General features: G+C 69.7%; 15 protein-coding genes. 10 read left to right on the forward strand and 5 right to left on the reverse strand.

What is annotated here, in order from left to right; all coding sequences use genetic code 11:
- The first annotated feature begins 33 nt into the window (after positions 1–33).
- Genes ubiE through SAHL_RS17770 form a run of 4 tightly spaced genes read left to right on the forward strand, consistent with a single transcriptional unit; the run spans position 34 to position 3,549 of the window.
- Positions 34–828: a bifunctional demethylmenaquinone methyltransferase/2-methoxy-6-polyprenyl-1,4-benzoquinol methylase UbiE gene (gene ubiE, locus SAHL_RS06555; RefSeq protein WP_123590606.1), complete on the forward strand. Its 795-nt coding sequence runs from the start codon at positions 34–36 to the stop codon at positions 826–828.
- Positions 825–1,442, forward strand: coding sequence for a ubiquinone biosynthesis accessory factor UbiJ (locus SAHL_RS06560; protein ID WP_184947436.1), 618 nt, complete (start codon positions 825–827; stop codon positions 1,440–1,442). Before ubiE ends, SAHL_RS06560 begins: the two co-directional genes overlap by 4 nt.
- Positions 1,439–3,061, forward strand: a complete 1,623-nt coding sequence (ubiB, locus tag SAHL_RS06565; RefSeq protein WP_416235845.1) for a ubiquinone biosynthesis regulatory protein kinase UbiB — start codon at positions 1,439–1,441, stop codon at positions 3,059–3,061. Before SAHL_RS06560 ends, ubiB begins: the two co-directional genes overlap by 4 nt.
- Positions 3,058–3,549, forward strand: coding sequence for a GNAT family N-acetyltransferase (locus SAHL_RS17770; RefSeq protein ID WP_184947438.1), 492 nt, complete (start codon positions 3,058–3,060; stop codon positions 3,547–3,549). The genes ubiB and SAHL_RS17770 overlap by 4 nt, the downstream gene beginning before the upstream one ends.
- Positions 3,550–3,560: 11 nt before the next feature.
- Here SAHL_RS17770 and SAHL_RS06575 read toward each other — a convergent pair whose 3' ends face one another.
- Both SAHL_RS06575 and SAHL_RS06580 read right to left on the reverse strand, forming a co-directional pair.
- Positions 3,561–4,901 carry a S41 family peptidase gene (locus SAHL_RS06575; RefSeq protein ID WP_123590610.1) on the reverse strand — a complete coding sequence of 447 codons (1,341 nt, stop codon included), beginning with the start codon at positions 4,899–4,901 and terminating at the stop codon, positions 3,561–3,563.
- A gap of 108 nt (positions 4,902–5,009) precedes the next feature.
- Positions 5,010–6,164, reverse strand: coding sequence for a murein hydrolase activator EnvC family protein (locus tag SAHL_RS06580; RefSeq protein WP_184947440.1), 1,155 nt, complete (start codon positions 6,162–6,164; stop codon positions 5,010–5,012).
- A 118-nt stretch (positions 6,165–6,282) separates the two neighbouring features.
- Here SAHL_RS06580 and SAHL_RS17775 point away from each other — a divergent pair, with 118 nt between their 5' ends.
- From SAHL_RS17775 to SAHL_RS06605, 5 genes are all read left to right on the forward strand, one after another.
- Entirely contained in the window at positions 6,283–6,711 is a 429-nt protein-coding gene (locus SAHL_RS17775) for a rhodanese-like domain-containing protein (protein ID WP_184947442.1), read from the forward strand.
- Between the two features lie 30 nt (positions 6,712–6,741).
- A complete protein-coding gene (secB, locus tag SAHL_RS06590) occupies positions 6,742–7,236 on the forward strand; it encodes a protein-export chaperone SecB (RefSeq protein WP_123590613.1) in 495 nt (164 codons plus the stop codon).
- Positions 7,237–7,280: 44 nt separating this feature from the next.
- The gene (locus tag SAHL_RS06595) at positions 7,281–8,270 is read left to right on the forward strand and encodes an NAD(P)H-dependent glycerol-3-phosphate dehydrogenase (protein ID WP_123590614.1); all 990 of its coding nucleotides are present in this window, start codon (positions 7,281–7,283) and stop codon (positions 8,268–8,270) included.
- A gap of 98 nt (positions 8,271–8,368) precedes the next feature.
- Positions 8,369–8,983 carry a CDP-alcohol phosphatidyltransferase family protein gene (locus tag SAHL_RS06600; protein ID WP_123590615.1) on the forward strand — a complete coding sequence of 205 codons (615 nt, stop codon included), beginning with the start codon at positions 8,369–8,371 and terminating at the stop codon, positions 8,981–8,983.
- Between the two features lie 4 nt (positions 8,984–8,987).
- The gene (locus SAHL_RS06605) at positions 8,988–9,647 is read left to right on the forward strand and encodes an HAD family hydrolase (RefSeq protein WP_123590616.1); all 660 of its coding nucleotides are present in this window, start codon (positions 8,988–8,990) and stop codon (positions 9,645–9,647) included.
- A 13-nt stretch (positions 9,648–9,660) separates the two neighbouring features.
- Here the strand turns inward: SAHL_RS06605 and SAHL_RS06610 are convergent, their stop codons facing one another.
- On the reverse strand, positions 9,661–10,107 hold the full coding sequence (locus SAHL_RS06610) for a tRNA (cytidine(34)-2'-O)-methyltransferase (RefSeq protein ID WP_123590617.1): 447 nt from the start codon (positions 10,105–10,107) through the stop codon (positions 9,661–9,663).
- An 8-nt stretch (positions 10,108–10,115) separates the two neighbouring features.
- Entirely contained in the window at positions 10,116–10,436 is a 321-nt protein-coding gene (locus tag SAHL_RS06615; protein ID WP_184947444.1) for a putative signal transducing protein, read from the reverse strand.
- 66 nt (positions 10,437–10,502) lie between these two features.
- On the opposite strand from SAHL_RS06615, the gene SAHL_RS06620 reads away from it, so the two are divergent.
- A complete protein-coding gene (locus tag SAHL_RS06620; protein WP_221177867.1) occupies positions 10,503–10,847 on the forward strand; it encodes a hypothetical protein in 345 nt (114 codons plus the stop codon).
- Positions 10,848–11,049: 202 nt separating this feature from the next.
- On the opposite strand, the gene SAHL_RS06625 is transcribed toward SAHL_RS06620, so the two are convergent.
- A complete protein-coding gene (locus SAHL_RS06625; protein WP_123590620.1) occupies positions 11,050–11,361 on the reverse strand; it encodes a hypothetical protein in 312 nt (103 codons plus the stop codon).
- Positions 11,362–11,370 lie beyond the last annotated feature (9 nt).

Below are 11,370 nucleotides of genomic sequence, written 5' to 3' on the forward strand. Positions count from 1 at the left end.
TAAGCTTCCCGCAGCCCCGCTTCCAGGTCCGATATGGCCCAGCACGACGAGACCGGCCGCCCGCGCCGGGACGCCTCCGGCGACGATCCGGACACCATCGACTTCGGCTACGAACGCGTCGCCCGCGGCGAGAAGCAGCGCCGTGTCGGCGCGGTGTTCGACTCGGTGGCCGACAACTACGATCTGATGAACGATCTGATGTCGATGGGCATCCACCGGGCGTGGAAGCACTTCACCCTGGAACTGGCGGCGGTGCGCCCGGGCGAGCGGGTGCTGGATCTGGCCGGCGGCACCGGCGACCTCGCCGCCGGGTTCGCGCGTCGCGCGGGTCCCGACGGCCGCGTGCTGCTCTCCGACATCAACCCCGCCATGCTTGCGCACGGGCGCGACCGGCTCATCGACGCGGGCATTGTCGACAACGTCGACTACTGTCTGGCCAACGCCGAACGGCTGCCGTTCGCCGACGACACCTTCGACTGCGTATCCATCGGCTTCGGGCTGCGCAACGTCACCGACAAGCCGGCCGCGCTGGCCGAGATGCGACGCGTGACCCGGCCCGGCGGCCGCGCGATCGTGCTTGAGTTCTCCAAGCCGGCGGTGCCGGGGCTGGACAAGCTCTACGATATCTACTCGTTTTCGGTACTGCCCTGGCTCGGCCGCAACGTCGCCGGCGACGAGGCCTCCTACCGCTATCTCGCCGAGTCGATCCGCATGCATCCGGACCAGGACACGCTGCGCGAGATGATGCGCACGGCCGGCCTGGTGCGCTGCGGCTATCACAACCTCACCGGCGGTATCGTCGCCGTCCATCGCGGTTACAGCCCGTGACCGAGTACCGCAGCCTGCCCACGCCGGCGCTCGGGGCGGTGGAGATCGCGCTGGCCCGCTATCTCGGCAGCGATGCCCGCGCGCTCGAGCGCTGCGCGGCGCTGGCCGGATGCGCGCTGGAACTGCGGCTGTCGGATCTGGGGCTGCGGCTGGTGTTCGTGGCCGAGGATCACGGCATGCAGGTGTGCGCGGCGCCGCCGGAAGCCGCGGACGTGACGCTGACCGGCGCGAGCACGGTCTTCGGACGGCTGCTGTTCTCCGGCGGCCGCGAGGGCCTGATGGGCGCGGGCCTGCGCATCGAGGGCGACGTCGGCGTCGCCCAGCGCTTCGCCGACCTGTTCTCGGCCGTGGATTTCGACATCACCGACATCGTGGATGCCCGCTTCGGCCCGGTGCCGGCCTATGTCCTCGGCCGCGGGCTGGCCTCGGCGCGGGCGCTGGTCGCGCGTGCGGCCCGGGAAGTGCCCGAACAGGCCGCGGAATATCTGCGGGAGGAATCGCGCGATGTCGTCGGCCGCTGGGAGCATGACGTCTTCGCCGGCGAGGTCGAGACGCTGCGCGACGACGTCGACCGGCTGGGCGCGCGGCTGCGGCGACTGCGGGGCACCCGCTGATGCTGTCCCGCAGCCGCCGCATGCTCGAGATCCTGCGCACCGCCCGCCGCTACGGTCTGGGCGAGCTGATGGGCGACGCCGCGCCCACCTGGCTGCTCGGCAAGCCGCGCGATTTCGACGAACCGCTGAACGTGCGTCTGCGCCTGGCGCTGGAGGCGCTCGGCCCGGTCTTCGTCAAGTTCGGCCAGACGCTGTCGACCCGGCGCGACCTGCTGCCCGAAGGCATGGCCGAGGAGCTGTCGAAGCTTCAGGACGATGTGCCGCCGTTCGAGGGCGCCGAAGCGCGCCGGCTGATCGAGGCGGCCTACGGCCACTCGCTGGAGGTGTTCTTCGAATCCTTCGAGACCGAGCCGATGGCCGCGGCCTCGATCGCCCAGGTGCACGCCGCGCGTCTGCACCCCCGCGCCGGCGAGGTGGCCGGCCGCGAGGTCGTGGTCAAGGTGCTGCGCCCGGATGTGCACGAACGCATCGACCGCGACATCGCCGTGCTCTATCGCCTGGCCGGTCTGGCCGCGCGCTTTCACCCGGAAGCCCGGCGGCTGCGCCCGGTCGAGATCGTGGCCGAGTACGACCGCATCATCACCGATGAGCTGGATCTGATGCGCGAGGGCGCCAACGCCAGCCAGCTCGGGCGCAACTGGGCCGGCTCGGATCTGATCGTGCATCCGGAGATATTCTTCGACTACAGCACCGAGAGCGTGCTGGTCATGGAGCGCATGCACGGCATCCCCATCGACGACGTCGAGTCGCTCACCGCGGCGGGCGTGGATTTCAAGGTGCTGGCCGAGCGCGGCGTGGAGATCTTCTTCAAGCAGGTGTTCCGCGACAATTTCTTCCACGCCGACATGCATCCGGGCAACATCTTCGTGGACGTCACCCATCCGCATCGGCCGCGCTACATCGGCCTGGATTTCGGCATCGTCGGCTCGCTGACGAGCGCGGATCAGCGCTATCTGGCCGAGAACTTCCTGGCGTTTTTCAACCAGGACTACAAGCGCATTGCCGAGCTGCACATCGAATCCGGCTGGATGCCGGCCGACATCCGGGTCGAGGAATTCGAGGGCGCGATCCGCACGGTCTCCGAGCCGATCATGAACAAGCCGTTGGCCGAGATTTCCTTCGGTCTGTTCCTGGTACGGCTGTTCCGGATCGCGCGCCGCTATCGCTATCAGGTCCAGCCGCAGCTGGTCCTGCTGCAGAAGACCGTGCTCAACGTCGAGGGTCTCGGGCGCGATCTCTATCCGCAGCTGGATCTCTGGTCCACGGCCAAGCCGGTGCTCGAGGAATGGATGCACCACCGCGCCAGCCCGCGGGTCGCCGCCGAGCGGCTGCGTCGCCAGGCGCCGCAGATCATGGACAGCCTGCCCGGTCTGGTCGCGACCGTGGTCAAGCGGCTGGACGAGGGCAGCACCCCCGCCGCCCGCGAGCTCGAGCGCGCGCTCGGCGACATCACCCACGAGCTGCGTACGGCGCGGCGCGCCATGCGCTGGACCGTCGTCGGTACCGGGCTCGTGGTCTCGGCGGCGGTCCTGGCGATCTACGCACCCGCCCCGGACTGGCTGACGGGCCTCGGCGCGGTCGCGGGGCTGGCCTGCTGGGTGCGCGCCTGGCGGGGGTGACCCGGCTGCGGCCCGCGCTCGGCCCGGGCCAGGTGGATGCGGGCCTGTCCCTGCGGCGGGCCCGCCGTGACGAATGCCCGCGTCTGTTCGTCTGGTACGCGGCGGCCTATCGGGATCACATCGACGCGACCTGGGGCTGGAACGACGCCTGGCAACGGCGCGATTTCGGCCGTCTGTTCGAGCGTGTGCGGCCGCTGGTCGTCGTCGATGGCGCCCGCGAGGTGGGCTATCTGCAGGTGCTGTGGCGGGCGGGTGCGCTGCATCTGGCGAACATCGTGCTCGTGGCCGAGGCGCGCGGGGCGGGGCGCGGCGTTCGGCTGCTGGGTCATCTCCAGGCCCGGGCCGGGCGTCTGGACAGGGCGGTGACGCTGCGCGTGTTCCGCACCAATGCCCGCGCCGAGGCGTTCTACGTCCGTCACGGCTTCCGGCGCAGCGGACAGAGCGACACGCATGTCGAGATGCGCTGGCGTGCCGTCGGACGCGGGTAGCGCGGGCGCGCTCAGCGCGTGCGCAGGATGTAGAGCCCCTTGAGCAGGTTCAGCGCCTCGTACAGGGCGTAGTCGGACTCGGCCAGCGGCTTGCCGTCAGGTCCTTTCACGCCGTCGCGCGCGGCGGCGCTCTCATCGTCGTTGTCGTTGGCCAGCGCGCCGGCGAGATCAGCCTCCGAGAAGGGCAGAACCTCGCTGCCCTGGGCGGCGGTGACGTTGACGTTCTGAATGCCCACGTCCGGGTCGATGCCCTCGGCCTGGATCGAGCGCCCGCTCGGCGTGTAGTAGCGCGCGGTGGTGAGCTTGAGTGCGGCGCCGTTGGCCAGCGGCAGGATGGTCTGGACCGAGCCCTTGCCGAAGGTCCGGGTGCCCATGATCACGGCGCGGCTGTCGTCCTGGAGGGCGCCGGCCACGATCTCCGAGGCCGAGGCCGACCCCTCGTTGACCAGCACCACGATCGGCGCGCCGTCGAGCATGTCCCCGGGTTCGGCGTCGAACTGCTGGTCGGTGTTCTCCGCCCGCCCCTTGATCGAGACGATGCCGCCGGCGTCCAGGAAGGTGTCGGCGACGTCCACCGCGGAACTCAGCACGCCGCCGGGATTGTTGCGCAGGTCGAGCACGATGCCGCGAAGCCCTTCGTCGGCGCGGTCCTTCAGGCGCTCGAGCTCGCGTTCGAGGCTTTCGCCGGTCTGGCTGGAGAACTGGGTGATGCGGACATAGCCGTAGCCGTCGTCGAGCATCCGCGCCTTGACGCTCTCCACGCGGATCACCGAACGCTCGAGCGTGACCGTGAAAGGCTCGTCGCGGCCGTCGCGCAGGATCGTGAGCGTGACTTCGCTGCCCGGATCGCCGCGCATCGTCTTGACCGCGTCCATCAGCGACATGCCTTTGACCGCCTTGCCGTCGATGCGCACGATCAGGTCGCCGGCCTGGAGCCCGGCCTCGCTCGCCGGGGTGTCGTCGATCGGCGCGACCACGCGCACGAAGCCGTTCTCGATCTGCACCTCGACGCCGAGCCCGCCGAAGCGACCGGAGGTCGAGATCGAGATCTCCTTGAACTCCGCCTTGTTGAGATAGGCCGAGTGCGGGTCGAGGCCGTCGAGCATGCCGCGGATGGCGTTTTCCAGCAGCGCCTGGTCGGAGACGTCCTCGACGTAGCCCTGCTTCACGCGGTTGAGGATCTCGACGAAGGTGCGCAGTTCCTCGAGCGGCAGGCCGTGCGCCGAGGCATCGGCGGCTTCGTCTCGCGAATCGTCGCCGGGCTGCGCGAGCGCGCCGGGCGGCAGGGCGAGGACGGTGCCGATGATGACGCCGAAGGCGATCAGCAGCGTGCTGCGGATTGTGGCTCGCATGACGCTAGGACTCCCCCTGGCCGCAGCTGCGGCGCGAACGATCGGAGCGTGAACCGCGTTCCGGAACGACGCTAGAAGATAGCACACCGTCGGCCGGCGCCGGGCGCGTCAACCGGACAGCCACTGCGACGGATTGACGGGGGTGCTGCCGCGCCGGATCTCGAAATAGGCGCCGCTGCGCCGATGGCCGCCGCTGCGCCCGGCCTTGGCCACCGCCTGGCCGCGCTGGACGTTGTCGCCGACTTCGACGTAGGTGCTCTCGGCGTGGCCGTAGAGCGTGTAGTAGTTGTTGCCGTGATCGAGGATCACGATCAGTCCGTAGCGGTGCATGTAGCCGACATAGACCACGCGACCGCCCGCCACCGCCCGGACCGCGGTGCCTTCGGACGCGGCCCGCCACTGGCCCTGCCATTTCAGCGGGCCGCCGGCCTTGGTGGCGCCGAAGCGGGCCAGCACCCGGCCGTCGACCGGCGGCCTCATGCGGCCCTTGAGTTCGGCGAACGGCGTGCCTTCGTCGACCGGCGGCAGGTTCGCGAGCTCGCTCTGCAGCGAGCCGAGCAGATCCTCCAGCCGCTGGGCGTCGATACGCAGGTTCTCCAGGTTGGCCTGGCGCGAGGACAGCTGCGAGTCGAGTGCCGCGATGGCCTCGCGGCGTTCGGCCTGATTGGCCTCCAGACGCGACAGCGTCTCGGCGCGGTCGGCCCGGCGTTCGGCCAGCGAGGCCTGTTCCTGCTCCAGGGCGCGCTGGCGCACCGCGAGATCGGCGAGGGTGTCCTGGAGCGCGTGGACCTGCTCGGTCTGGGCGCCGGCGAAGTACTCGAAATACACGAGCATGCGGCCGAGCTTCTCGGGCGACTCGCCGGACAGCAGCAGACGCATGCGGTTCATGCGGCCGCTGGAATAGGCGGCGCGGACCTGATCCCGAAGCACGTCCAGCTTGTCGCCGAGGTCGTTGCGCTCGGCGTCGCGCCGCGCGGTGAGGCTGTCGATGCGCTCGCGATGCGCGGCGATCGCATCGTCGAGCGTGCGCAGGCGCTTATCGGCGGCGCTGATGTCGGCTTCGGCCTGATTGAGGGCGTCCGCCAGGTCGCCGCGCTGGCTCTTGTCGGCGGCGATGTGCTGGCGGACGGCGTCGATGCGATCGCGCAGGGCGTCGAGCTCGGCCCGGGCCTGCTCGGAGCGGCCGGACTGGGCCGAGCCGGTCGCGGACACGGCCAGGGTGGCGGCGAGCAGGGCGACGCCGAACGATCGAAACACGCGCATGGGCGGGATTGTAAGCCACGCGGCCAGCGTCCGGTATGCAATAATCGCCGCCGGCGCCCGGCCCGGCCGGGCGTCATTTCGTGAAACAACCGGCCCGTCACCAGCCCGACCGGACACCATGCTGCAGCAGATTCAGGAATTCATCGTCAATCATCCGTTCCTCTGGAGCGCCCTGGTGATCGTGCTGATCGCCCTGGCGGTCAACGAGGTCTATCGGCTGATGAAGGGGCACCGGCCGATCCCGGCGACCGAAGCCGTGCGGCTGATGAACACCGACGACGCCGTCGTGGTGGACACGCGCTCGGCGGCCGACTACAAGAAGAACCACATCCTCAATGCCGTGCACGTGCCCATGGCCGGCATCGAGGAACGCGCCGGCGAGATCACGAAGAAGACCGATCGCACCATCATCTGCTACTGCGGCATCGGCAACGTGGCACCGCAGGCCGCCAACAAGCTGCGGCGCAAGGGCTACACCCGCGTGTACGCCCTCAAGGGCGGCATCAACGCCTGGCAGGCGGACGGCCTGCCGGTGACCCGCAAGTAGCCGCGAGCTCAGATCAACGAGGAGAGACCCATGGCGGACGAGGCCGGCAACGGCGGTGACAACGGGCAGGCGCAGAAGCAGGTCGCGCTGCAGAAGATCTATATCCGGGACGCCTCGATCGAGGTGCCCGACGGGCCGCGCGTGTTCACCGAGGAGTACAAGCCCGACGTCAACGTCGATCTGAACACCCGCATCCACAACCTCAGCGACGAGACCCATCAGGTCGTGGTCACGGTGACGGTCACGGCCAAGCAGGCCGATCGCACGGCCTATATCGTCGAGGTCCAGCAGGCCGGCGTGTTCCGCATCGAGGGCTTCACCGAGGAGCGCGAGCGCAATCACGTGCTCGGGGCCTACTGCCCGTCGGTGTTGTTTCCCTACGTGCGCGAAAGCATCGGCGACATGGTCCAGCGGGCGGGCTTTCCGCACTTTCTGCTGCAGCCGGTGAACTTCGACCGGCTCTACGCCCAGCATCAGCAGAACCCGGAGTCGCCGGCCACCGACGCCGGCGACGCGACCCACTGAACGCGCCCGTGGCTACGACCGATACCGCCCGTGGCGGCCGCTGCATGGCCGTGGTCGGCGCGGGGTCCTGGGGCACGGCGTTGGCGATCCAGCTGGCGCGCAACGACAACGACGTGCGTCTGTGGGCGCGCGACGAGGCCGCCATCGCTGCGATGGCCCGTGATCGCGAGAACAGCCGCTACCTGCCGGGCTGTCCCTTTCCCGAGCGTCTGACGCCGGAGCCCGACCTGGCACGCGCGGTGGCCGCGGCCGACGATGTGTTGGTGGTCGTGCCGAGTCACGCCCTGCGCGCCTGTCTGCGCAGCCTGCGCGATCTGTTGGCCGACAGCCAGCGCGTGATCTGGGCGACCAAGGGCCTGGAGCCCGAATCCGCCCTGCTGCCCGACCGGGTCGCAGCCGAGGAGCTGGGTGCGGCGCGTGCGACCGCAGTGCTCAGCGGCCCGAGCTTCGCCGGCGAGGTCGGCCGAGGCATGCCGACGGCGGTCACGATCGCCTCCGCGGATGCGGATTTCGCCCGCGACATGGCCGGCGCCTTCCACGACGGCGTGTTCCGGGTCTACACCGCCAGCGATGTCGTCGGCGTCGGTGTCGGCGGCGCGGTGAAGAACGTGCTGGCGATCGCGGTCGGCATCTCCGACGGTCTCGGCTACGGCGCCAACGCCCGCGCGCTGCTGATCACCCGCGGGCTGTCGGAGATGATGCGGCTGGGCGAGAAGCTCGGCGGCGAGCGTGGAACGCTCGTGGGCATGGCCGGCCTCGGCGATCTGCTGCTCACCTGCACCGACGATCAGTCGCGCAACCGGCGCATGGGGCTGGCCCTTGCCGCCGGTCACGACGTGGAGTCGGCCGAGCGCGAGATCCGCCAGGTGGTCGAGGGCGTGCGCGTGGCCCGCGAGGTGCATCGCATCGCAGAGCAGCTGGGCGTCGAGATGCCGATCGCCTCCCAGGCCTATCGCGTGCTGCACGAGGGCGTCTCGCCGCCCGAGGCCGTGCGTAGATTGACGGATCGCCCGTTCCGGTCCGAAAAAGATTAAAATGTGACATCAGGTCATGATGTTCGCCGTGGCGGCGGATATCGCGGCGGCCCGGTTCGGCCGCCCGAGCGGCACACCGACTCAGGACACTCCGGGGTATGGCGAACTGGGTAACTTTCGGGCGCTTCCTGCTGCTTTTCGTGCTTCTGGGAATCGTCTATTCCGGGAATCCGGCGCTCCAGCTCGTGAACGCGCCGCTGACGCTGCTGATCATCGCGCTCGACGGCGTCGACGGTTGGGTGGCACGGCGCTTCAACGAGGAGACGCTGTTCGGCGCCACCTTCGACATCGCCATCGACCGCATCGTCGAGACGGTGCTGTGGGTGGTGCTCGCGCATCTGGGCTTCATCGGCGTCTGGATTCCGCTGCTGTTCATCATCCGCGGCAATCTGGTCGACGCGATCCGCAGCAAGGGCGCCGCCTCGGGTACTACCGCCTTCGACATGATGCAGTCGCCGGTGGGGCGGTTCCTGGTGGCCGGACGCTTCATGCGCGGCTTCTATGCCGTGCTCAAGGCGGTGACGTTCGCCTGGATCCTGCTGTGGCAGCCGTTCGATGCGCTCGCGCCCGCGTTCTGGGCCGACTGGGGCGGCGTCATGAGCGGTATCGGTCTGGCGCTGGCTTGGGCCTCGGCGGCGATCTGCGTGGTCCGCGGCCTGCCGGTGATCGTGGAATTCTGCATGAACGCACGGCCGTCGCTGCAGGAGGACTAGTCGCATGCGCCTGGTTCTGTTCGACATCGACGGCACCCTGGTGCCCGGCGCCAGCTCGGAGTCCCGTTTCGCGCGTTATCTCTGGCGGCGCGGTGCCCTGGGGCTGCGGGGCGTGGGCGCCTATCTGTGGTTCTGCATCCGCTACCTGCCGCGTTTCGGCCGCCATGTGCTGCAGAAGAACAAGGCGTATCTGAGCGGCCACCGGCGCCGGGACATCGAAACGCTCGCCCGCGACTTCGTCGCCGATGTCGTCGCGCCGGCGCTGTATGCGCCCGCGGTCGAACGGCTGCGCGCCCATCAGGCCGCCGGGGATCATGTGGTGCTGCTCTCTGGTACCCCGCAGTTCCTGGCCGATGCTCTCGCGCAGTGGCTGGAGGCCGATGCCGCGCTCGGTGCACTGTGCGAGGCCCGTGCCGATCGCTTCACCGCCGGCCCGCCGGTGCGCCATCCCTACGGCGCCACCAAGATCGACGCCGCGCGCACGCTCGCCGCCGCCGCGAATCTGCCGTTGTCACAGGCGATCGCCTTCGGCGACTCGATCAACGATACCTACCTGTTCCACGAAGTCGGTGAGGCCGTGGCCGTGCAGCCGGACAGGCGCCTGTCGGAGGCCGCCTACGGCGCGGGCTGGGAGGTGCTGTTCGACCGCGCGGATCGCGCCTAGGCGCGGTTCGGCGCTAGCGGAACCCGGCCTGGCGCCAGGCCTCGTAGGCGATCACCGCCACGCTGTTGGACAGGTTCAGACTGCGGTTGGCCGGCCGCATGGGCAGCACGATGGCGGCATCCGCGGCGGCGATCAAGTGTTGTGGCAGGCCCTCGGTCTCGCTGCCGAACAGCAGGGCGTCGTCGGCGCGATAGGTGACGGTGTCGTATCGGGTGTCCCCGTGTTTCGTGGCCGCGAACACGCGGATGCCCGGATGGGCGTCGCGCCAGGCGGCGTAATCCGGCCACTCGTGAATGACCGCCCGTTCCCGGTAGTCGAGCCCGGCGCGCCGGAGATGACGGTCCGACAGCGAGAAGCCCAGCGGGTGGATGAGGTCGAGCGTGGCGCCGATGTTCACGCACAGCCGGATGGCGTTGCCGGTGTTGGGCGGGATGCGCGGCTGGTGCAGGACGATCCGCATCGACGCGCTCAGTCGCCCGGGCGTTCGGTCTGGCAGTTCCAGCACTGATCGAACTGGGCGTCGAGCTGTTCGCCGCAGTTCGGACAGCGCCAGGTGCTGCCGCTTTCGACCGGGCCCCGCTCGAACGCGCGTATGAGCGCGCGTGCGGCGGCGTAGTCGGCCGGATCCTCGACCCAGACGCTGGGATAGACGTTGGCCGGGAGATCGCCCATGCCGCCCCACAGATACTGGTTGCGAACCTGAGCGGCGATGCCGTGGCTGGCCAGCATGTCCTTGGCGATCTCGGCGTTGACCGGATCCGAGGCGAGATAGACTTCCTGATCGCTCATGCCCGGCCGCCCGCGGGGCCGCATCGCCGGATTGACTTGCCGCGGCGCTTTGCTAGTGTGGCTTGCATGCAATCATCCGGGGCTTGGGTCATGTCGGTGTTCTCCGCGCGTCGTGCGCTGATCGTTGTCGTGGCCGCACTCGGGCTCGGCTTGGCGAATCCGGCCGCGGCGATCGACGATTATGCCGATCCCGGCCGCCCCTCTGCAGCCGCCATGGGCGTGGATGCGGTGCTCGTGCGGCCGGTGAGCCTCGCCGCCACCGCCGTGGGCACGGGGCTGTTCGTGGTCTCGTTGCCGTTTTCGCTGCTGGGCATGAACGTGGACGACGCCGGCCGGCGGCTGATCCTCGAGCCCGGCAAGTACACCTTCGTGCGGCCGCTGGGCGACTTCCAGCAGAGTTCGCCCGACTAGCATCGCACGGGCGCGGCGCCGGCCCAGCGTAGGCGATGGGCCCGGCCGGAGCCGACTGACGATATCGCACTCGCGATGCGGTACGCCCCATTCCGGGGTGCGCTGGACACGCTGTGGCGGCCGGTTGTTCCGAGGCAGTCGACCCGCTGCGTTGCCGTTTCGGTCGCCCGCTGCAGCCGTGGCCGACGCCGGATGCGCCCGCTCAGCGCCCGGGATCGACACCCATCAGGACGGCGCTGGGATCGGCGGTCACGCGTACCATACGCGTGCCGCGTGTGCTCTCGGTGGCGCCCGCACGGCGGTCGACCGTGCTGGACTCAAGCCCGTGATGGGCGAGGTAGTCGGCCTCCCGCGCGGTCTGTGCGGCCGAGCGGCCCATCTCGCGCGTGTTCTCGATCGCAGAGCCGGTCACCGTTCCCCGTCGGGCGTCGCCTTCGGCGAGCCGGCGGGCGAGCCGATCGAGCACGACATGACCCCGCGCGCTGATCGTCGACCGCGCGCCGGCCAGCACCACGACGCTTTC

It is taken from the genome of Salinisphaera orenii subsp. halophila YIM 95161 (assembly GCF_003732545.1).
In the GTDB taxonomy this organism is placed as follows: domain Bacteria; phylum Pseudomonadota; class Gammaproteobacteria; order Nevskiales; family Salinisphaeraceae; genus Salinisphaera; species Salinisphaera orenii_A.

What these genes read in the sequence shown, in the direction of transcription:
- ubiE (WP_123590606.1), top strand. Translation starts at nt 34, where the DNA reads ATGGCCCAGCACGACGAGACCGGCCGCCCGCGCCGGGACGCCTCCGGC.
- SAHL_RS06610 (WP_123590617.1), bottom strand. Translation starts at nt 10,107, where the DNA reads ATGCGGATCGTCCTGCACCAGCCGCGCATCCCGCCCAACACCGGCAAC.
- secB (WP_123590613.1), top strand. Translation starts at nt 6,742, where the DNA reads ATGGCGGACGAGGCCGGCAACGGCGGTGACAACGGGCAGGCGCAGAAG.
- SAHL_RS06605 (WP_123590616.1), top strand. Translation starts at nt 8,988, where the DNA reads ATGCGCCTGGTTCTGTTCGACATCGACGGCACCCTGGTGCCCGGCGCC.
- SAHL_RS06580 (WP_184947440.1), bottom strand. Translation starts at nt 6,164, where the DNA reads ATGCGCGTGTTTCGATCGTTCGGCGTCGCCCTGCTCGCCGCCACCCTG.
- SAHL_RS06620 (WP_221177867.1), top strand. Translation starts at nt 10,503, where the DNA reads ATGCAATCATCCGGGGCTTGGGTCATGTCGGTGTTCTCCGCGCGTCGT.
- SAHL_RS06595 (WP_123590614.1), top strand. Translation starts at nt 7,281, where the DNA reads ATGGCCGTGGTCGGCGCGGGGTCCTGGGGCACGGCGTTGGCGATCCAG.
- SAHL_RS06615 (WP_184947444.1), bottom strand. Translation starts at nt 10,436, where the DNA reads ATGAGCGATCAGGAAGTCTATCTCGCCTCGGATCCGGTCAACGCCGAG.
- SAHL_RS06600 (WP_123590615.1), top strand. Translation starts at nt 8,369, where the DNA reads ATGGCGAACTGGGTAACTTTCGGGCGCTTCCTGCTGCTTTTCGTGCTT.
- SAHL_RS06575 (WP_123590610.1), bottom strand. Translation starts at nt 4,901, where the DNA reads ATGCGAGCCACAATCCGCAGCACGCTGCTGATCGCCTTCGGCGTCATC.
- SAHL_RS17775 (WP_184947442.1), top strand. Translation starts at nt 6,283, where the DNA reads ATGCTGCAGCAGATTCAGGAATTCATCGTCAATCATCCGTTCCTCTGG.